The organism is Hyphomicrobium sp. (genome assembly GCF_036262015.1).
Classification (GTDB): Bacteria; Pseudomonadota; Alphaproteobacteria; order Rhizobiales; family Hyphomicrobiaceae; genus Hyphomicrobium_C.
Genome location: NZ_DATAJR010000005.1, coordinates 142,106 through 160,704 on the forward strand (window position 1 = coordinate 142,106; position 18,599 = coordinate 160,704).

At 61.4% G+C, this 18,599-nt stretch carries 19 protein-coding genes; 9 read left to right on the top strand and 10 right to left on the bottom strand.

Annotated features, from left to right (window positions below; genetic code table 11):
* Positions 1-18: 18 nt before the first annotated feature.
* Positions 19-594 carry a hypothetical protein gene (locus tag VHO05_RS05155; RefSeq protein ID WP_329645552.1) on the bottom strand — a complete coding sequence of 192 codons (576 nt, stop codon included), beginning with the start codon at positions 592-594 and terminating at the stop codon, positions 19-21.
* Between the two features lie 219 nt (positions 595-813).
* On the opposite strand from VHO05_RS05155, the gene dapB reads away from it, so the two are divergent.
* The 4 genes from dapB (at position 814) to leuB (ending at position 4,124) form a co-directional block, all read left to right on the top strand.
* Positions 814-1,620, top strand: a complete 807-nt coding sequence (dapB, locus tag VHO05_RS05160) for a 4-hydroxy-tetrahydrodipicolinate reductase (RefSeq protein ID WP_329645553.1) — start codon at positions 814-816, stop codon at positions 1,618-1,620.
* Between the two features lie 41 nt (positions 1,621-1,661).
* Positions 1,662-2,309, top strand: a complete 648-nt coding sequence (locus VHO05_RS05165) for a 2,3-bisphosphoglycerate-dependent phosphoglycerate mutase (protein WP_329645554.1) — start codon at positions 1,662-1,664, stop codon at positions 2,307-2,309.
* The gene (locus tag VHO05_RS05170; protein ID WP_329645555.1) at positions 2,296-2,892 is read left to right on the top strand and encodes a DUF4337 domain-containing protein; all 597 of its coding nucleotides are present in this window, start codon (positions 2,296-2,298) and stop codon (positions 2,890-2,892) included. The genes VHO05_RS05165 and VHO05_RS05170 overlap by 14 nt, the downstream gene beginning before the upstream one ends.
* A gap of 116 nt (positions 2,893-3,008) precedes the next feature.
* Complete coding sequence (gene leuB, locus VHO05_RS05175; RefSeq protein ID WP_329645556.1) at positions 3,009-4,124, top strand: 3-isopropylmalate dehydrogenase; 1,116 nt, start codon at positions 3,009-3,011, stop codon at positions 4,122-4,124.
* Between the two features lie 76 nt (positions 4,125-4,200).
* On the opposite strand, the gene VHO05_RS05180 is transcribed toward leuB, so the two are convergent.
* The 7 genes from VHO05_RS05180 to mnmG all read right to left on the bottom strand — a co-directional run bounded on the left by VHO05_RS05180 (position 4,201) and on the right by mnmG (position 10,452).
* Complete coding sequence (locus VHO05_RS05180; protein WP_329645557.1) at positions 4,201-4,455, bottom strand: hypothetical protein; 255 nt, start codon at positions 4,453-4,455, stop codon at positions 4,201-4,203.
* A 221-nt stretch (positions 4,456-4,676) separates the two neighbouring features.
* Positions 4,677-5,687: a type I pantothenate kinase gene (gene coaA, locus VHO05_RS05185; RefSeq protein ID WP_329645558.1), complete on the bottom strand. Its 1,011-nt coding sequence runs from the start codon at positions 5,685-5,687 to the stop codon at positions 4,677-4,679.
* A 35-nt stretch (positions 5,688-5,722) separates the two neighbouring features.
* Positions 5,723-6,043 (bottom strand): phosphoribosyl-ATP diphosphatase, encoded by a 321-nt coding sequence (locus tag VHO05_RS05190; RefSeq protein ID WP_329645559.1) that lies wholly within the window; start codon positions 6,041-6,043, stop codon positions 5,723-5,725.
* 112 nt (positions 6,044-6,155) lie between these two features.
* The gene (locus VHO05_RS05195) at positions 6,156-7,052 is read right to left on the bottom strand and encodes a ParB/RepB/Spo0J family partition protein (RefSeq protein WP_329645560.1); all 897 of its coding nucleotides are present in this window, start codon (positions 7,050-7,052) and stop codon (positions 6,156-6,158) included.
* A 34-nt stretch (positions 7,053-7,086) separates the two neighbouring features.
* Entirely contained in the window at positions 7,087-7,911 is an 825-nt protein-coding gene (locus tag VHO05_RS05200) for a ParA family protein (protein ID WP_329645561.1), read from the bottom strand.
* Between the two features lie 4 nt (positions 7,912-7,915).
* Positions 7,916-8,581 carry a 16S rRNA (guanine(527)-N(7))-methyltransferase RsmG gene (gene rsmG / locus VHO05_RS05205; protein WP_329645562.1) on the bottom strand — a complete coding sequence of 222 codons (666 nt, stop codon included), beginning with the start codon at positions 8,579-8,581 and terminating at the stop codon, positions 7,916-7,918.
* Positions 8,578-10,452 carry a tRNA uridine-5-carboxymethylaminomethyl(34) synthesis enzyme MnmG gene (gene mnmG / locus VHO05_RS05210; protein WP_329645563.1) on the bottom strand — a complete coding sequence of 625 codons (1,875 nt, stop codon included), beginning with the start codon at positions 10,450-10,452 and terminating at the stop codon, positions 8,578-8,580. The genes rsmG and mnmG overlap by 4 nt, the downstream gene beginning before the upstream one ends.
* Positions 10,453-10,673: 221 nt before the next feature.
* Between mnmG and VHO05_RS05215 the strand changes: the two genes are divergently transcribed.
* Positions 10,674-11,129: a hypothetical protein gene (locus VHO05_RS05215; protein WP_329645564.1), complete on the top strand. Its 456-nt coding sequence runs from the start codon at positions 10,674-10,676 to the stop codon at positions 11,127-11,129.
* A gap of 200 nt (positions 11,130-11,329) precedes the next feature.
* Positions 11,330-11,827 (top strand): HEPN domain-containing protein, encoded by a 498-nt coding sequence (locus tag VHO05_RS05220; RefSeq protein WP_329645565.1) that lies wholly within the window; start codon positions 11,330-11,332, stop codon positions 11,825-11,827.
* A 279-nt stretch (positions 11,828-12,106) separates the two neighbouring features.
* Here the strand turns inward: VHO05_RS05220 and mnmE are convergent, their stop codons facing one another.
* Positions 12,107-13,465, bottom strand: a complete 1,359-nt coding sequence (gene mnmE / locus VHO05_RS05225) for a tRNA uridine-5-carboxymethylaminomethyl(34) synthesis GTPase MnmE (protein ID WP_329645566.1) — start codon at positions 13,463-13,465, stop codon at positions 12,107-12,109.
* A gap of 94 nt (positions 13,466-13,559) precedes the next feature.
* Here mnmE and VHO05_RS05230 point away from each other — a divergent pair, with 94 nt between their 5' ends.
* From VHO05_RS05230 to VHO05_RS05240, 3 genes are all read left to right on the top strand, one after another.
* The gene (locus VHO05_RS05230) at positions 13,560-15,584 is read left to right on the top strand and encodes a thioredoxin domain-containing protein (RefSeq protein WP_329645567.1); all 2,025 of its coding nucleotides are present in this window, start codon (positions 13,560-13,562) and stop codon (positions 15,582-15,584) included.
* 137 nt (positions 15,585-15,721) lie between these two features.
* Positions 15,722-16,690 carry a sterol desaturase family protein gene (locus tag VHO05_RS05235; RefSeq protein WP_329645568.1) on the top strand — a complete coding sequence of 323 codons (969 nt, stop codon included), beginning with the start codon at positions 15,722-15,724 and terminating at the stop codon, positions 16,688-16,690.
* A gap of 141 nt (positions 16,691-16,831) precedes the next feature.
* Positions 16,832-17,152: a YciI family protein gene (locus tag VHO05_RS05240; protein ID WP_329645569.1), complete on the top strand. Its 321-nt coding sequence runs from the start codon at positions 16,832-16,834 to the stop codon at positions 17,150-17,152.
* Between the two features lie 55 nt (positions 17,153-17,207).
* Here the strand turns inward: VHO05_RS05240 and rho are convergent, their stop codons facing one another.
* Positions 17,208-18,473: a transcription termination factor Rho gene (gene rho, locus VHO05_RS05245; RefSeq protein WP_329645570.1), complete on the bottom strand. Its 1,266-nt coding sequence runs from the start codon at positions 18,471-18,473 to the stop codon at positions 17,208-17,210.
* Positions 18,474-18,599: the final 126 nt, after the last annotated feature.

Consider the following 18,599-nt stretch of genomic DNA (forward strand, 5'->3'; position numbering starts at 1 on the left):
AACCAGGCCGGACAGTCCCTACATCGGACTGCGTCCGGCAGCGCCTTGAACCTCCGGTTCCGTCGGACACGATTTTGAGCGGGCAACCGTGTCCGCAAGCTTGCGCGCCAACACGATGGCATCGACGTTGGCCAGAGCATCGATGTAGGCGACATGGCAGGTCTCGTCTTCCGTCACGCGTGTGACCACGAGCACCTCACCGTTTCCCGTCGCACTTTGAGTGAAGTACCGCACGATGGTCGCATAGGGCACGGTCTGCTGATCACGCACGACGAACCGCCACTCGACGGTCGTCCGCCGAACGCCCTTGTCGAACAACGTGTTGAATGATTTTAGAGTTTGCTGCGCCGCCCGCCGCTTGTTCGCGTCCGGTCCGACACTGAGATACGTCCCGAGATCGCTCTCGGCCACATAGACGGGATAGCCCGGTAGCCCCTCGCAAAGCCTCGCGCCCCCACGCCGGCCGTCCGCCAGCGCTTTGCACGCCGAAAGGTCGAGGGACGTGTAGAGACTTTTGACCTGCTGAACAGCTCCCGCCCCACCGCACCAAAGTACGATGACGAGTGTGATCAGACGAGCCGGGCGGATAGACATCCAAGCTCCTCGGGCAGCCCCAGAGTTGATTCCCTCCTTCTACACGCCTTCGTGGCCAAAATCTGGGGCCAACCTGTGCTGAACCGCCTGCTCCAAATCGCTGGGTTGTACAGTGCGAAACCTTACCGCAGTTGAGAACTTGACACAGCGCAAGAGCCGCACTTCCTCTAAGCGCCCGTCATTGCTATATCGGCCCGCAATTGAACCCCTGAGGTCATGATGAGCGAGATTAGAATCGCCGTGACGGGAGCTGCGGGCCGTATGGGCCGCGAGCTTGTCCGCGTGATCTCGGAGACCCCCGGCAGCATTGTCAGCGGGGGTACGGAAAGTCCGGGATCGCCGCATATCGGCGCCGACATCGGAACCGTTGCCGGCCTTCCCCCACTCGGCATTGCCATCTCCGCCGATCCACTGGAGATCGTTGCCAAGAGCGACGCCATCATCGACTTCACGAGTCCGGCCGCCACCGTGGAGATAGCCGGCCTCGCTGCCAATGCGCGCATCGTCCATGTCATCGGCACCACAGGCCTCACGGAAACCGACGAAGCCGCAATAAAGGCTGCCGCCCGCCACGCTACGGTCATCAAGGCGGGCAACATGAGCCTCGGCGTCAACCTGCTCACCGCCATTACGCGGCGCATTGCCCAAGCTCTCGATGAAACCTTCGATATTGAGGTCGTCGAGATGCATCATCGGCAGAAGGTGGACGCGCCCTCGGGCACGGCACTCATGTTGGGTGCAGCAGCAGCCGAAGGGCGAGGGATCGATCTCAAGACACACAGCGTCCACACACGAGACGGCCACACCGGACCGCGCAAGCGGGGCGACATTGGTTTCGCCACACTGCGAGGCGGCACGGTTGTCGGAGACCATACAGTTGTTTTCGCCGGGGACGGCGAGCGGATCGAAATCACGCATCGGGCCGCTGACCGGAGCATTTTCGCGCGTGGCGCCGTCAAGGCGGCGCACTGGGGCCAGGGCAAAGGACCGGGCCTTTTCAACATGGGCGATGTATTAGGGCTTTGAACTCAATGTCGACGATGCAGCGAACAAAACGGATTGCGGCCATGACGAACCGACTTGTGCTCGTGCGCCATGGCGAAAGCGAGTGGAACAAAAAGAATATTTTCACCGGCATTCGCAACCCGGATCTGACCGACAAGGGTGTGATCGAAGCCTGCTGGGCGGGCCGCGTCATGAAAAGCGAGGGAATTCGCTTCGACATTGCCTTCACCAGCAAGCTGAAGCGCGCCCAGCACACGCTCGACATCATCCTCAGCGAGATCGGCGGCGAGATGCCGGATGTGATCCAGGACGCCGCGCTGAATGAGCGCGACTACGGCGAACTCTCGGGTCTCAACAAGGATCAGGCGCGCGAACGTTGGGGCGAAGAGCAAGTTCTGGCCTGGCGCCGCAGCTATGATGTGCCCCCGCCCGGCGGCGAGAGCCTCAAGGACACGGCTGCCCGCGTGCAGCCCTACTACCTGGAGCACATCTGGCCGCACGTCGCTGCCGGCAAGAACGTCATCATCTCCGCACACGGCAATTCGCTGCGCGCCCTCATCATGTTCCTCGAGAAGCTGAGCGAGGATCAGATCCTCGATCGCGAGCTCGCCACGGCAGCCCCTCAGCTCTATCGCCTGACCGAAACAGGCGACGTCGCCGAGTATCGCGAACTCGTGCGCTCGGAGGGCCGCGACAGTGGTCTGGGATGAGCTCGGCCGCGAAGCCGACGACGACAATCAGCGCGACCGCGATCGCTGGATCGGTGTGTACATCGGCGTTCTAGCCGTGATCCTGGCGATCTGCTCGATGGGCGGCGGCAACGCGTCCAAGGAAGCCACGCTGAAGAACATCGAGGCAGCGAACATCTGGGGCTTCTTCCAGGCCAAGAACATGCGCCGCCACGTTTTGCGCCTCGAGGTCGATGAACTTGAGCTCACCACGCTGAGCGATCCGTCTCTCTCGCCGGAGAACCGCGCCGCCATCGAGACCAAGATCGCCGAATATAAGAAGCTCGACACCGAGTTGACCTCCAATCCGACCTCAAACGAAGGTCTCGACGAGCTCTTCAACCGCGGTAAGGCCCTGGAAGCCGAGCGCGACATCGCTATGCGCCAGGACCCCTATTTCGACTATGGCGAAGCCCTGCTGCAGATCGCCATCGTGCTGGCCGGCGTGGCCATCATCTCGGGTGGCCCGGCGCTTCTGACGACAAGCGCCGTCATGGGCGTGCTCGGCACCTTCATGACGGTCAACGGCTTCACCCTCCTATTCGACATCCCCTTCATCGGTTAACGCGCTGGCTGGAGGCCGGCGCGTCACGGCGGAGCTTGCCGCATCGACCCGAGCGCGCTAGTACGCGGACGTCGCGGTACCACCGCGCATATCTTTTCCTGTGACGGAACCCTCACATGACGACGCACAAGCTGCTTCTCCTGCCCGGCGACGGCATCGGCCTCGAGACCATGGCCGAAGTCGAACGCATCATCGCTTTCTTCAACAAGAAGAGCAGCAAGCACAAGTTCGAGACCGACAGCGATCTGGTCGGCGGCTCGGCTTATGACAAGCATGGTGTGGCGGTCACCGACGAGTGCGTCGCCAAAGCTAAGAAGGCCGACGCCGTCATCTTCGGCGCCGTCGGCGGCCCCAAGTGGGACAAGGTCCCCTATGCCGTGCGCCCGGAAGCTGGCCTCCTCCGCCTGCGTAAGGACCTGGATCTCTTCGCCAACCTGCGCCCCGCAATTTGCTATCCGGCCCTCGCCGACGCCTCGTCCCTCAAGCGCGAGCTGGTCGAAGGCCTCGATATCATGATCGTGCGCGAGCTGACGGGCGGTGTGTACTTCGGCGAGCCGAAGGAAATCGTCACCTTGGAGGACGGCCAGAAGCGCGCCATCGACACGCAGCTCTACACGACGCGCGAGATCGAGCGCATCGCCAAGGTCGCTTTCGATCTGGCCCGCAAGCGCGGCAACAAGGTCCACTCGGCCGAGAAGCGCAACGTCATGAAGACCGGCGTGCTCTGGAACGAGGTCGTCACCGCGACCCACACGTCCTACGCCCCCGACGTCGAGCTGCAGCACATCCTGGCCGACAACTGCGCCATGCAGCTGATCCGCAATCCGAAGCAATTCGACGTCATCGTCACGGATAACCTGTTCGGCGACGTCCTCTCGGACGAAGCCGCGATGATGACCGGCTCGCTCGGCATGCTGCCCTCGGCTTCCCTTGGCGCAGCCGACGAAAAGACCGGCAAGCGTCTCGCATTGTATGAGCCGGTCCATGGCTCGGCGCCGGACATCGCCGGCAAGGGTCTCGCAAACCCGATCGCCACCATCGCGAGCTTCGGCATGGCGCTCCGCTACTCGTGCGGCATGAGCGACGACGCCGATCTCATCGACAAGGCCATCGCCGCCGTTCTGTCCGACGGTTATCGCACGGGCGACATCATGCAGGACGGCATGAAGAAGGTTGGCACCACCGAGATGGGGTCCGCCATCCTGGCGAAGCTCGAACAGCTCGCTGCCTAAAAACGAACGAACAAAAAAGGCGGCTCTCGGAAGAGAGCCGCCAAATCACTGCGCACAAACTTGCGCGCCGTTGCGCTTAGTCCTTCGTGATCACGAAGACCTTGAAGTCCTTGTCGAGACGGAAGTCGTACTGGCCGGACTTGCACTTGACGTCCTCAGCCTCGAACACGCCGGTCCCCTCTGCTTCCTTCTCGTATTCGCCGCCCTCGCAGCCCCACTCGGCAACGGCAGCTTTGATTTTTGCGGCCTCGTCAGCTGACGGCTTTTCATCAGCGAGAGCTGCGGTCGAGCAGAAGGCGAGGACAGCAGCGACAGCGAACATGCGCATCATGAGTGAATCTCCATATTGCAAGCGTGAGCGTGGAATAATTCCCATTTCTGTTTGCTGCATTGCACCAAGTCTAGAGGGACGAATTCCCGATTTAGGTCGGGAACAGGCAAACCGTTCCGTTCACGCAGAAAAAACTGCGCGGCAAGGCGACGCGCCTTGCCCGTTGTGGTACGCCTGAACGTCTGAATGCGGAATTTTGTTCCGAAAGTGCCCTGATTCGCTCAGAGCTTTCGCAGCGCAACAGTGCTGATCCGGTGATCTTTCGCTTTGCGGAGGATCAGCCGCGCGCGCGCCCGGGTCGGCAAAATGTTCCCCATCAGGTTCTTGAGATTGATCGTGCGCCACAGTTCGAGCGCACGGGCCACTGCATTGTCGTGCGTCAGCGTCACGTAGCGATGAAAGAAAGCGGCCGGATCGCGGAAAGCCGTGCTGCGCAGGCGCATGAAGCGCTCCACATACCAGGTCTCGATGATCTCCGGATCCGCATCGATGAAGATCGAGAAGTCGATGAAGTCGGAGACGAACGGCCCGGACTCGGTGCCCTTGTCGAAAGTCGCCGGCTGCAGCACGTTGAGACCTTCAACGATCAGGATGTCCGGCCGTTCAATCACCACTTTCTGGCCGGGAATTATGTCGTAGTGGAAATGAGAATAGACTGGCGCTTCAATATGTTCCTTGCCGCTCTTCACGTCGACAAGGAAGCTTAGGAGCCGGGCCGTGTCGAAGCTCTCCGGGAAGCCCTTCCGGTCCATGAGATTGCGGGCTTCGAGTTCGCGGTTCGGATAGAGAAAGCCGTCCGTCGTGATCAAATCCACGCGCGGATGGTCCGGCCACCGCGCGAGCAACGCCCGCAAAACACGCGCTGTCGTACTCTTACCGACCGCGACCGACCCCGCCACACCGATGATGAACGGCACTTTACAATCCGTGCGGCCGAGAAAGGTGGAGCTGACAGCGTGGAGCTTCTGAGCGGCCGCCACATAGAGATTGAGCAGGCGGGACAGAGGGAGATAAATCGTCTCGACCTCTTCCATGGACAATTCTTCCAACAGACCGGACAGAACCTCGAGTTCATGCGGCTCGAGGGTCATCGGCGTATCGGCGCGCAACTTGGCCCATTGCTCGCACGTAAAAACCCGGTAGGGCGAGAACGGAACCTCAGCGCCGTGCCCACTGACCAGTTCAAGGCGAAGGCCCTCGCGCGAAGCAACCGTATCCCGCAGCGTACTCATGGCGGATCACCAGGAAGCCTATTTTGGCTTCTCCTTCAAAGCTTTCTGGCGGCCTTCTCAGCCAGCCCCGATTGCGTAGTGCGGGCCTCCAGAACGGCCAGGACATCGTCGAACGCAACGCCGCGCGCTTCCAACAAAACCATCAGATGATAGAGCAAATCAGCTGCTTCCGCACGCAGCGCATCGTCACTCTGGCTAACGCCGGCGATCACGGTCTCAACAGCTTCTTCGCCGAGCTTCTTGGCACATCGCTCCGGACCTGCCTCGAGCAGCTGGCGCGTATACGACTTCTCCGCCGACTCGGTGCGCCGGGCCTTGATCGTCTCAACCAATCGAGAAAGGACATCGCTGTTCATGGGCGCCGGTTCATCCGGAGATGCAAAAAATCGAGCGCGACCCTGCCGCCAGGGTCGCGCATTGTCGAGCGTTTAGACCGCAAGATCTTAATATTCTGCGCCTCAGTCAGGCTTAGCCGTCTTGCGAACCGGCAAGCCGCATGCGGATATAGTCGAGCTGGTCGAAGTTGCCGTACTTGATGACCAGATTGCCGCTCTCGCCTGAGCCGCGCTTCACCTCGACCTTGAGCCCCAGCGAATCCGCCAACTCCTTCTCGAAGGCCTTCGTATCCGGGTCCTTGTCCCGCACCTTGCGCGCACCGGTCGAGCCCGCAACGCCGATCGGCCCACCCACCTGAACGAGCGCCTCGGCCTCTCGCACGTTGAGGTCCTGCTCCATGATCCGCTGCGCCAGCGCCTCGGCATCCTCGCGGCCGACGAGAGCTCGCGCATGCCCAGCCGTGAGCTTTCCGCTCTGAACGAAAGCCTGGACCTGCTCTGGAAGCTTGAGCAACCGCAAAGTGTTAGCCACGTGGCTGCGGCTTTTTCCGATAATCTCTGACACCTGCTCCTGGCTGTAATCGAACCGCTCGATCAGTTCGCGATAGCCGCCAGCTTCTTCGATGGCGTTGAGGTCGGCGCGCTGGACGTTCTCAATGATAGCAAGCTCGAGAACCTCGCGATCCGACAGGTCGCGAACAATGACCGGAACCGTGTGGATCCCGGCCTTTTGCGACGCGCGCCACCGCCGTTCGCCGGCAACAATTTCGTAAGCCTGAACTTCCTCGGGATGCGGCCGGACGACGATCGGCTGGACCAGACCCTTGGTGCGGATCGACTCCGCCAATTCGGCCAGATCCTGCTCGGCAAAATCCTTGCGCGGGTTGAACCGGCCGCTTCTCAGCTGGCTAACCGCCAGCATCCGCTGCTCCCCTTCGGCGGGGACACGCGGCTGGCCCGGCGACGGCGCGTCTCCGATCAGCGAGGCGAGACCCCGGCCAAGCCGGCTCTTGGGTAGCGGAACATTCATGACGTAACCCGTTTATTCGTGAGTTTATAGGCCGTTACGCAGCTTTGGTTTGACGCTCACGCTGGATGATTTCGGTCGCGAGGCGGATATAGGCCTGGCTTCCGGCACAGTCGTAGTCGTAGAGCAGGATTGGCTTGCCATGCGACGGCGCCTCCGCCACGCGCGTATTCCGCGGAATAACGGACTCGTAGACCTTGGGCCCGAAAAAGGCCCGGACTTCGTCCGCGACTTCGCGCGACAGCGTCGTCCGCGCGTCATGCATGGTCAGAACGACGCCCTGGATTTCCAGCGTCGGATTGAGCGTGGCTCGGATCTGATCGATAGAGTCCTTGAGCTGCGAAATGCCTTCCAGCGCGAAGAATTCGCACTGAACCGGCACCAAAACCGCATCCGCAGCCGCCAGCGCATTGAGCGTCAGAATATTGAGCGACGGCGGGCAGTCGATCAGGACGTACTTGATGGCCTGATCGGCCGGCTTGCCCACCGACTGGGCCGCGAGAGCCGCTACGGCGTTCCGCAGCTTGTAAGCCCGGCTCGCCTCGCCGGAGAGATCCGATTCCAGTCCCACCAGATCCTGGTTGGCTGGGACGACCAAAAGCCCAGGAATGGCGGTCTGAACGGCCGCCTCCATGAGGCTAACCGTCCCCATGACGGCATCGTAGGAGGTCCGCGTGCGGGATTCCGGCGGCACGCCAAGGCCCGTCGAGGCGTTGCCCTGCGGATCGAGGTCGATAACGAGAACGCGCTCGCCGATCGCGGCCAAGGCGGTCCCGAGATTGATTGCCGTCGTGGTTTTGCCGACGCCGCCCTTTTGATTGGCGATCGCCAGCGTTCTGAGTTTCGTAGTGAGGCCTGTCACGGGACTAACCCTCCGACTTTCCAGCCAAATTCCGCAAGATCACAATACGCGCCTCGGCGTCGGTCAGGCTGGGAGCAAGCGAGCAATCGAACTCAAACTGGCCCCTCGCCTCACGAATTTCAGCCTCTGCGTCCCGCCCCTTCGGAAAAAGGGCCACTGTCTGGGGAGAAAAAAACGGCTGAACTAGCCCCAGAAGCTTCGGCAGAGGCGCCAACGCACGCGCCGTGATCACGTCTTTTATCTGAGACTTAAGCTGAGTCGCGGCCTTTTCGCTCCGCTCAACACGAATCTCCACAGCAACCCCAGTTTTTCGGGCCACCTCGCCCAGGAAGGCCGCCTTGCGGGAATCGCTCTCGACTAGGGTCATGCGGGCGTCGGGATTTCGCTCCGCGAGCAAAATCGCCAGGACAAGCCCGGGAAATCCGCCCCCCGACCCGAGATCCAGCCAGAATTTTCCTCCCTCCGGGGCAAACTTCAAAAGCTGAGCGGAATCAGCGAAATGCCGGTGCCATGCCTCGTCCAGCGTGGCCGGCGAAACGAGGTTAATTGTGCGCTGCCAAGTCCTGAGCAGGCCTTCGTAAATCCTGAGCCGGTCGAGCGTTTCACGTGAAACGCCGAACGCCTCCTGGAACGCCTCGGCCGAGGCGATACGGCCCGGTTCGGCCGTCATGAAACGCGCTTCCGTGGCGCCAGCTTTTTCACCGTAGCCAAAATCAACATGAGAGCCGCCGGCGTCATGCCTTCGATACGCCCGGCCTGAGCGAGTGTCGCCGGACGCTGCTCGGAAAGCTTGTGGCGCAGCTCCGCCTTGAGGCTTGGCAAAGTTGCATAGTCAAAATCGGCCGGAATCTCGATCGCCTCGTCTTTCCGGAGCGCGGCCACGTCGATGTCCTGCCGCTCCACATAGGACGCGTAGCGCGCGTCGATCTCGATCTGGGCAGCAATGGCGGGATCGGCCGAACCGAGCTCAGGCCAAATCTGAGCCAAGCGGCGGAAGTCGATACCAGGATAGGAAAGAAGCTCGAACGCGGAACGGCGCCGGCCGTCCTTGTTGATTTCGATTCCGTTTCGTTCTGCTTCCGACGGAGTCAGCGATTTATGAGAAAGAACATTAGCAAGTTCGGATAACTTGTTGTTTTTATTAGAATACAACCGTGAACGAAGCGGGCTCAAACAGCCGATCTGTTCTCCAATCGGACTCAAGCGCTGATCTGCGTTATCTGCCCGTAACCGCAAGCGAAATTCGGCGCGCGACGTGAACATCCGATAAGGCTCGGTGACGCCGCGGGTCACGAGATCGTCGATCATGACTCCAAGATAGGCATCCGCACGTGACAGAACGAGTGTCTTAGCCCCGCCGGACACGCGCAAAGCCGCATTTAATCCAGCCGCGAGCCCCTGCGCGCCCGCTTCCTCATACCCGGTGGTGCCGTTGATCTGCCCGGCCAGGAACAAGCGCTTGAGCAGCTTCGTCTCGAGCGTCGGCAGAAGCTCCCGCGGATCGACGTAGTCGTACTCGATCGCGTATCCAGGGCGCTTTAAGACAACACGATCAAGCCCCGGAAGAGTCTTGAGAAAAGCCTCTTGCACATCGGCAGGAAGGGACGTCGAAACGCCGTTCGGATAGACCGTATCGTCGTCGAGACCTTCGGGCTCCAGGAACACCTGGTGCGCGGTCCGGTCGGCGAACCGCACCACCTTGTCCTCGATGGACGGACAATAGCGCGGCCCCCGCGACGCGATCTGCCCCGAATACATGGGCGAACGCGCAAGATTGGCGCGGATGATGTCGTGCGTGGCCTCGCTGGTCGACGTGATGGCGCACGTCACCTGAGGATTGGTGATCTTCTCGGTCAGGAACGAGAATGGCACCGGATCGGCGTCCGCGTCCTGCTGCGGGAGAGCGTCCCAATCGATCGACTTCCGATCGAGCCGCGCAGGTGTCCCCGTCTTCAGCCGCCCCATCTTGAGGCCCAGCCCGTAGAGCCGTTCCGACAGCTTCAGCGCGGGCGCGTCGCCAACGCGACCTGCCGGATGAGTTTGTTCGCCTAAGTGAATGAGACCATTGAGAAAAGTACCAGTGGTCAAAACCACGGCTCCGGCCCGGATATGCGCGCCATCCTGCGTGATGACGCCGCCCACTACGTCGCCGGTGACGATCAGATCCTCAACTGCGCCTTCGAGCACCGTCAGCCCCGGCGTCTCACGTACGGCCTGCTGCATAGCCTCGCGGTAGAGCTTCCGATCCGCCTGCGCGCGAGGCCCCTGCACCGCCGGACCCTTCGAGCGGTTGAGCAGCCGGAACTGAATGCCGGCCGCATCCGCCACGCGCCCCATGAGGCCGTCCAGCGCATCGATCTCGCGCACCAAATGGCCCTTCCCGAGCCCTCCGATCGCCGGATTGCAGGACATTTCGCCGATGGTCTCGAAGCGATGCGTGACGAGCGCCACGGCTGCACCCATGCGCGCAGCCGCAGCGGCTGCTTCCACGCCCGCATGTCCGCCGCCCACCACGATCACATCGAAAGTCCGTTCGGCCATCAGCCCGTCACCCGCACGTCTCGGTCACGCCTGCGCGGAGGAATACTCGACCCCCACGCGCCGGTCAAAGCGGCGCCGCAGCGCTGCAAACGCAGTGATTCATGTGGATAGGCGCAATCGACGCATACGCCCACCCCAATTGCTCGTCAGCCTGAACCCAGCCGCTTCAGGTTCTTGTGCGTATCGGCCTCTGAGTAGGATCCATCAGGGGATGGTCGTTTATGTGCAAGTTCGTTGTGGGCGTAGGCGTTCTCGCCGTCGCGTTATCCGGGTGCGCGGGCCGCGCACCGCAAATCGCACCTCTGGTCCAGGTCGCGGACACGCAGATATCCTGCGCGCAAATCCAGACCGAAACCCAGAGCAACAATCAGCGCATCTCCGAGCTCGCAACGGAGCAGAACTGGAAGATGGGCCAGAACGCCGTCGCCGGCGTCGTCGGCTTCATGGTCTGGCCCGCCTGGTTCGGCCTCGATCTCCAGAATGCGGCGGGCAAAGAGGCCCACGCGCTGTCGCAGCGAAACGAATACCTGAACACTCTGGCCATGGACCGCTGCCGCCCCGCGACGCAGACCGCAAGCGCCCGCACCACCTCGAGCAGCTTCCCCCTCGCCCTCAGCATGCCCACCGACACCGTCGTCTCGTCGACCGAACTGACCTCAAGCCTCGTCAGCCACTAGTCGGGGTGATTCACGTGAAACACGTCATGCCGTTTCCCGCCGGAAATGGATTCACGTGAAACAGTTTGCAAGTGTGTAGCCACGACTAGATCTCACAGCGGAGAGCCTCCGATGGCGAGCAAAGTGCCAAGGGTCGTGACGACCAGCTTTCCTTCTCGGTCTTCTCCGTCGAAGCGGACAAAGATTATCTGCTAGCGCGTATGGTGAGCTTTCTGGGGGCTGGGTTCAATTCGCGGGCCGGCTTTCTAGCCCAACAAGCGTGCGAGAAGTACATGAAGGCGCTGTCAGTTCAGGAGGCTCAGAAATATACCGAGACCCACAGCCTACTCGAACTTGCCGACACCTGCGCTCCATACGACCCGATTTTCATAGATTCCAATGCCCGAGAGTTTCTCCGGCGAATTGACGCCTTCGACCAAGTCGGCCGGTATGGCGCTGCCGCAAAACATGATCCTCTTCGAACCAGTACAGAGGAGTTCGAAACGAAGGGCGTAATGGTGTGGCTTCAAGCTTATCGAGGCCTTCTTGACGAGTTCGTCTTTCGGGTACGCGAGAAGCTAGACTACCTAAAAATTGGCTACGATGACTCGCTAAGATCCATCCTCTCGGGCAACGCCAGCAGCATGCTCATGGGCACTTGGACAGGAGAACAAGACCTCAGAGATGTTCTTGTGAGAGAAAACGACTTCTTCAAGTGAACACCTTGGGCAAATCCGGACTTTCGGATTCACGTGAAACAAATGGTGCCGAATCTGGTTCCGAAATGGATTCACGTGAAACATAACGTGCCATCGCCATCATGAGCGGCCAACAATTCGGAACTGTTTCGATCCGTCCGAAAATTGGATTCACGTGAAACATCGCGTGCCGGATCGTTCGACTATGCGCTTGTCAAACAGTCCGGCATTCGCCCGGACGGACGGATCGTTTTGGATTCACGTGAAACATCACGTGCCGAATTCTGAATTGCGCGCCGCTTACTTCCCGATACAAAATCGGCCGAAGATGTGATCCAGCACATCCTCCACATCCACCCGGCCGGTGATGCGGCCCAGCGCATCGGCCGCGCGCCGCAAATCCTCCGCGCGAAGCTCCACCTCGTCCGGTGAGCCATCGAGAAACGCCTGCAGGGCCGCGCGGCATCCTTCCACCAAGTTGCGGTGACGGACCTGCGTGAGGGCGGGTTCCGCGTGGTGACCGATGCGCTCATGAGCGATCACCGCGAGACGCTTCATGAGGTCATCGACGCCGGAACCTGTCTTCACGGACAGTGGCACCATGTCGTCGGGCAGTGCGGGCGCCGCTCCGTCGGAAAGCAGATCGACCTTGTTGAGCACGAGCAGCGTGCGGTCGGCGACAGCCGCCAGCTCTGGCGGCAGCACCGTCTGCGGCGCGCTCGCGTCCGTGAGCCAGAGCACGAGATCGGCCGCCTCCGCAGCCGCCTGGCTGCGCCGCATCCCCTCCCGCTCAACGGCACCTTGGGTTTCCCGAAAGCCCGCCGTGTCGGAGACGATGACCGGTACCCCGCCGAGATCGAGACGCACCTCGATCACATCGCGCGTCGTCCCGGCCTCATCGGAGACGATGGCCACGTCGCGCCGGGCCAGCGCATTCAGGAGACTGGACTTGCCGGCGTTCGGCGGCCCGGTGAGCGCCACCCGAAACCCGTCGCGCAGGATCTCGCCGCGATGACCATCCTCGAGGTGATGGGTCACCGCTTGAGCCATCACCTTGATGACCGCTGTCGCATCGGTGAAGGTCTTGGCGCCGATGTCGCCTTCATCCGCAAAGTCGAGCCCCGCTTCGATGAGACCCAGCGCCTCGATCAGGCTCGCCCGCCATCCGTCGTAGAGATCTGACAGCGCGCCCGACGCCTGCGCCAGCGCTTGCCGCCGCTGTCCTTCCGTCTCGGCATCGATGAGATCGGCCAGGCCCTCGACCTCCGCCAGATCGAGCTTCCCCGCTTCGAAGGCGCGCCGGGCGAACTCGCCGGGCTCCGCCATCCGAAGCCCCGGCATGATCGCGAGCGCACCGAGCACCGCCTGCACCACCGCACGTCCACCGTGGAGATGAAGCTCAGCGACATCTTCACCCGTGAAACTCTTCGGGCCCGGGAACCAGAGCACAACGCCATGGTCGAGCTTCTCGCCGCTCTCGGGATGACGAATGAAGCGCCCGGAGGCCCGCCTTGCAGGGGGACGCGGACCCGCCATGTAATCGAGGACGCGGCTCGCGCCCTCGCCCGACACACGGATGACGGCGACGCCCGCGCGGCCGGGGGCACTCGCCAGGGCGAAGATGGTGGGCCCGATGGGCTGGGCGGGAAGCTGGACCATGACTAGACTTTGCTGACTGGACTTTGCTCGGAACGTCTCTATCCCTCGGCGTCTTACACCAGAGATCGCCCAGCCGAAAACGTCAGGACAAGCCATGAGCCGCAACCGCCTCGGCGACGAGAGCAGCCCCTACCTCATCCAGCACCGGGACAACCCCGTCCATTGGTGGGCCTGGGGACCCGAAGCCCTGGATGAAGCCAAGCGGACCGGCAAGCCCATCCTGCTGTCCATCGGCTACTCCGCCTGTCACTGGTGCCACGTGATGGCGCACGAGAGCTTCGAGGACGAGGTGACGGCAAGGGTGATGAACGATCACTTCGTGAACATCAAAGTCGATCGCGAGGAGCGGCCCGACATCGATGCCATCTACATGGGCGCCCTTCACCGTCTCGGGCAGCAGGGCGGCTGGCCGCTGACCATGTTCCTCGACAGCGATGCACGCCCGTTCTGGGGCGGCACTTACTTTCCGAAGGTCGGCATGTACGAGCGGCCCGCGTTCGTCGACGTGCTGGAGAGGATCTCGGCGATCTATCACAAGGAGCCGGAGAAGGTCGCCAGCAACGCCGAGGCCCTGATCGCGGCCCTGTCCGAGAAGGCCGGTGAAGGCTCCGGCGCGACGGTGACGGATACATTGTTGGACGAGATCACCCAGCGCCTGACACGGGTGGTCGATCCCATCCATGGCGGGATCACCGGCGCTCCCAAGTTTCCGCAGTGGAGTTTCTTCTGGCTGCTCTGGCGCGGCGCCATCCGCTATCGGCAGGAGCCCGCGAAGGCGGCCGTGGCGAAGACGCTCGAGCGCATGAGCCAGGGCGGCATCTACGATCACCTCGGCGGCGGCTTCTCGCGCTACTCGGTGGATGAGCTCTGGCTCGTGCCGCACTTCGAGAAGATGCTCTACGACAACGCGCTCCTCATCGATCTCATGACCGAGGTCTGGCGCGAGACCAGGAGTCCGCTCCTCGAAACGCGCATCGCCGAGACGGTCGACTGGGTCGCCCGCGAGATGGTGGTCGACGGTGGCGGGTTCGCGGCCGCGCTCGATGCGGACTCGGAAGGCGAGGAAGGAAAGTTCTACGTCTGGACAGCGGACGAAATCGAAAAGGTCCTCGGCGCCGAAGACGCGGCCGTCTTCGCGACTGCCTACGACGTCACCCCCGATGGCAACTGGGAAGGCCACACCATCCTGAACCGCCTCAAGGCGCCGGGTCTTGGCAGCGACGACGAGGAAGCAAGGCTCGCCGAGCTCCGCGCCAAACTGCTCGAGGTCCGTGCGAAACGCATCCGGCCGGGTTGGGACGACAAGGTGCTGGCCGACTGGAACGGGTTGATGATCGGTGCGCTCGCGCGTGCCGGTGTCGTTTTCAATCGTTCACCCTGGGTGACCATGGCGCGCGAAGCCTTCACCTTCGTCACCGAAAAGATGATGGCAGGTGATCGCCTCGTTCACTCTGTCCGTGACAGTAAGGGGCGAGCCCCGGCAACGGCCACCGATTACGCCAATATGATCTGGGGCGCGCTCCGCCTTTACCAGGCGACCTCCGATCAACGCTACCTCGCGCAGGCCATCCGTTGGGTCGAGATCCTCGACGCACACTACTGGCAAGAGCCGGGCGGCTACTGCACGGCGGCCGACGACACCCGCGACGTTATCGTGCGCTTGAGAACAGCCACCGACGATGCCACGCCCTCCGCCAATGCCACGATGCTTACAAACCTTGTCAACATCGGAACCCTCACCGGAGAGCAACGTTTCGTCGAACGGGCGGAGGCAATATCGCGCGCCTTCTCCGGGGACTTATCCAGGAACCTTACCGGTCACACTGGACTCCTCGCCGCGGCAATCGATCTCTTGTCTCCACAACTCGTTGTACTAGTAAAGGGTACGGATGATTCTGCCACGGACATCCGAAATGCCCTTCACGGCGTATCGATGCCGGGTACGCTCGAGCTTGAAACCACGGACGAGGTGCAGAACCTCGGGCCAGAGGTGCTGAGGGGCAAAAAGACAGACGGCGGACGGACAACAGCTTATGCTTGCGTCGGACCTCAGTGCTCACCGCCTGTTACGCAAGGAACAGACCTGCGACAAGTGTTGACCGACCTTCGATCCATTTGAGGAGGATCAAGTTTTCTTGCGGGCACGATGACAATTTATGCAGTGAAAACTGCATTTACCACGGTTAGACTTCCTGTGTGCCACGCGAACCAGTGTAAGCGTATGAAGCGGCTGGAAGTTATAGAATTGAGGTGGACATGAATTCCGGACTTCTACGTACCATCGTCCGCTACGGGTACGTCCCGTTCATGTTGATCGTTCTCAACGGCGCAGCGATCTACGCCGTGACCCACAGTCAATCGCACATCTGGCACTATGCCTGGCTGCTTCCGCTCCTTGCGATCGCTTTCGCGACCGCCTTCTTCGCCGAGCGCGTGCTCCCCTTCCACGAGGAATGGAACCAGTCGCACGGCGACGACAACGTGAACCTCTGGCACACCATCGTCTACGAGGGCACGAGCGCAACCGGCGTTCTCATGATCCCGCTGGTCGCCTACATCCTGCAAATTCCGCAGGGGTCGCTGCTGAACGTCTGGCCGCGCGACTGGCCGATCCTTGGCCAGCTCGCCCTGGCTGTGCTTGTCGCGGACTTCATGTTCACGCTCATTCACTTCCTCAGCCATCGCTATGCAACGCTGTGGAAGCTGCACGCCGTTCATCACGGTGCCGCGCGCATCTATGGATTCAATGGCCTCGTACGCCATCCGTTGCATCAGGCGCTCGACATGGCGATCGGCACCGCGCCGATGGCTCTGCTCGGCATGCCGGTCGAAGTCGCCGCTTTGCTCGGCTTCGTCATCTCGGTGCAGCTCATCGTGCAGCACTCGAACGTCAACGCCGCCCTGGGACCGTTCCGCAATCACCTCTCGATCGGCCGCATCCATCACTTGCACCACGTCAATTGGGGCAAGGAAGGTGATGTGAACTTCGGCCTGTTCCTGACGCTGTGGGATCGCATGTTCGGCACGTTCGCGCCGGAGCCCCCGCGTCCGATCACGGCCAAGGACATGGGCATCGACGACGTGCCCCAGTTCCCGACCTCGTATCGCGAGCACCTCGCGTTCCCGTTCCACTACAAGCCCGGAACGCCTTATGTCTCTCCGTCTGCGGCTGACGCAGCGCACGATCCAGAACCCGCACGCGGAACACTTCCAACGGCGCGTTAAACTTGGATGCGCAAAGAGTAATTTGAGGGCCACCGAGAAATTGGTGGCCCTTTTTTTGTCGGCCGGCTCCATTTGTCGGACCTCGGCCAAGCCAAACGTCCTATCGCTAGGCAGTCAATCGAGAGGACCGCGATGAAATTCATGATGTTCGTCACAACCGAATCGGAAATGAAGATCATTCACAAGAAGCCTGCCGGCGCGGATGAATGGGTCGCAGAAGCAGGCAAGAGGCGCATCACAGGCAACCGTCTGAGACCGACCGCCGAAGCCAAAACCGTCCACGTGCGAGATAGTAAGATCGTCGTCACCGACGGTCCCTTTGCGGAATCCAAAGAGGTCATCGTCGGTTTCGACATCCTCGACTGCGACAGCTTGGAGGAAGCGATCACCATTGCGGCCAAGCATCCCTTGGCGACGACAGGACGGCTGGAAGTCCGCGCCTTTTGGCCGTTCGACGAATAAGGACCAACAAAAAAGGCCGCGTTTCCGCGGCCTCTTTCGACAGAATGGTGGGCGCTCAGGTGTTCATCGACTGATAGAACTCGCCGTTGGTCTTTGTCGACCGCAGCTTGTCGATGAGGAACTCGATGGCATCCATGGTGCCCATCGGATTGAGGATACGCCGCAGCACATAGACCTTCTTGAGCTGGTCCTTCGGCACCAGGAGATCCTCCTTGCGGGTACCGGAGCGCGCGATGTCGATCGACGGGAACACGCGCTTGTCCGAAACCTTGCGGTCGAGAATGATTTCCGAGTTACCGGTGCCCTTGAACTCTTCGAAGATCACTTCGTCCATGCGGCTGCCGGTCTCGATCAGCGCCGTCGCAATGATGGTCAGCGATCCGCCTTCCTCGATGTTGCGCGCTGCGCCGAAGAACCGCTTCGGCCGCTGAAGAGCATTGGAGTCAACGCCGCCCGTCAGCACCTTGCCGGAGGACGGCACGACAGTGTTGTACGCACGGCCGAGACGCGTAATCGAGTCGAGCAGAATCACGACGTCACGCTTGTGCTCGACGAGGCGCTTGGCCTTCTCGATCACCATCTCCGAAACCTGGACGTGCCGCGACGCCGGCTCATCGAACGTCGAGGAGATCACCTCCCCTTTCACCGACCGCTGCATGTCCGTGACTTCCTCCGGGCGCTCGTCGATGAGCAGCACGATGAGGTAGCACTCGGGGTGATTGGCCGTGATCGAATGGGCAATGTTCTGGAGCAGAACCGTCTTACCGGTGCGCGGCGGGGCGACGATCAACGCGCGCTGGCCCTTGCCGAGCGGCACGACGATATCGATGACTCGGGCCGAGAGATCTTTGATGGTTGGATCTTCGATTTCCATCTTGAGCCAGCTCGTCGGATAGAGCGGCGTCAGGTTGTCGAAGTGGATCTTGTGTTTGACCTTCTCGGGGTCTTCGAAGTTGATCCGGTTCACCTTGAGAAGAGCGAAGTAGCGCTCGCCCTCTTTCGGGCTCCGGATCTGTCCCTCGACCGTATCGCCCGTGCGCAAGGCAAAGCGGCGGATCTGCGAGGGTGAAATATAGATATCGTCGGGACCGGGAAGATAGTTGGCGTCCGGCGAGCGCAGGAAGCCAAAACCATCCTGCAGAACCTCGACCACGCCGACGCCGGTGATCTCGATATCCTTGGCCGCCAGCTGCTTCAGCGTCGCAAACATCAGCTCCTGCTTGCGCATTGTGCTGGCATTCTCGACGCCGACTTCTTCGGCAAAACTCAATAGCTCGGTGGGGGACTTAAGCTTGAGGTCCTCGAGCTTCATTTCGGTCATGAAACCGCTCCATAGCGGCCTCGGCAGACAAGGTGGGAGGTTGGAAGTGCCGGGCCTGAAGGTGGGGAATTTTCAGATATGGCTGGACAGCCGGTTTTGGCTCGAAGGCGAAACGCCGCGCAGCCA

What these genes read in the sequence shown, in the direction of transcription:
- coaA (WP_329645558.1), bottom strand. Translation starts at nt 5,687, where the DNA reads ATGAGTACGCTGCGGGATACGGTTGCTTCGCGCGAGGGCCTTCGCCTT.
- VHO05_RS05190 (WP_329645559.1), bottom strand. Translation starts at nt 6,043, where the DNA reads ATGAACAGCGATGTCCTTTCTCGATTGGTTGAGACGATCAAGGCCCGG.
- rho (WP_329645570.1), bottom strand. Translation starts at nt 18,473, where the DNA reads ATGACCGAAATGAAGCTCGAGGACCTCAAGCTTAAGTCCCCCACCGAG.
- VHO05_RS05215 (WP_329645564.1), top strand. Translation starts at nt 10,674, where the DNA reads ATGTGCAAGTTCGTTGTGGGCGTAGGCGTTCTCGCCGTCGCGTTATCC.
- VHO05_RS05195 (WP_329645560.1), bottom strand. Translation starts at nt 7,052, where the DNA reads ATGAATGTTCCGCTACCCAAGAGCCGGCTTGGCCGGGGTCTCGCCTCG.
- VHO05_RS05180 (WP_329645557.1), bottom strand. Translation starts at nt 4,455, where the DNA reads ATGATGCGCATGTTCGCTGTCGCTGCTGTCCTCGCCTTCTGCTCGACC.
- VHO05_RS05230 (WP_329645567.1), top strand. Translation starts at nt 13,560, where the DNA reads ATGAGCCGCAACCGCCTCGGCGACGAGAGCAGCCCCTACCTCATCCAG.
- VHO05_RS05165 (WP_329645554.1), top strand. Translation starts at nt 1,662, where the DNA reads ATGACGAACCGACTTGTGCTCGTGCGCCATGGCGAAAGCGAGTGGAAC.
- rsmG (WP_329645562.1), bottom strand. Translation starts at nt 8,581, where the DNA reads ATGACGGCCGAACCGGGCCGTATCGCCTCGGCCGAGGCGTTCCAGGAG.
- VHO05_RS05240 (WP_329645569.1), top strand. Translation starts at nt 16,832, where the DNA reads ATGATGTTCGTCACAACCGAATCGGAAATGAAGATCATTCACAAGAAG.
- mnmE (WP_329645566.1), bottom strand. Translation starts at nt 13,465, where the DNA reads ATGGTCCAGCTTCCCGCCCAGCCCATCGGGCCCACCATCTTCGCCCTG.
- VHO05_RS05155 (WP_329645552.1), bottom strand. Translation starts at nt 594, where the DNA reads ATGTCTATCCGCCCGGCTCGTCTGATCACACTCGTCATCGTACTTTGG.
- dapB (WP_329645553.1), top strand. Translation starts at nt 814, where the DNA reads ATGAGCGAGATTAGAATCGCCGTGACGGGAGCTGCGGGCCGTATGGGC.
- mnmG (WP_329645563.1), bottom strand. Translation starts at nt 10,452, where the DNA reads ATGGCCGAACGGACTTTCGATGTGATCGTGGTGGGCGGCGGACATGCG.
- leuB (WP_329645556.1), top strand. Translation starts at nt 3,009, where the DNA reads ATGACGACGCACAAGCTGCTTCTCCTGCCCGGCGACGGCATCGGCCTC.
- VHO05_RS05220 (WP_329645565.1), top strand. Translation starts at nt 11,330, where the DNA reads ATGGTGAGCTTTCTGGGGGCTGGGTTCAATTCGCGGGCCGGCTTTCTA.
- VHO05_RS05235 (WP_329645568.1), top strand. Translation starts at nt 15,722, where the DNA reads ATGAATTCCGGACTTCTACGTACCATCGTCCGCTACGGGTACGTCCCG.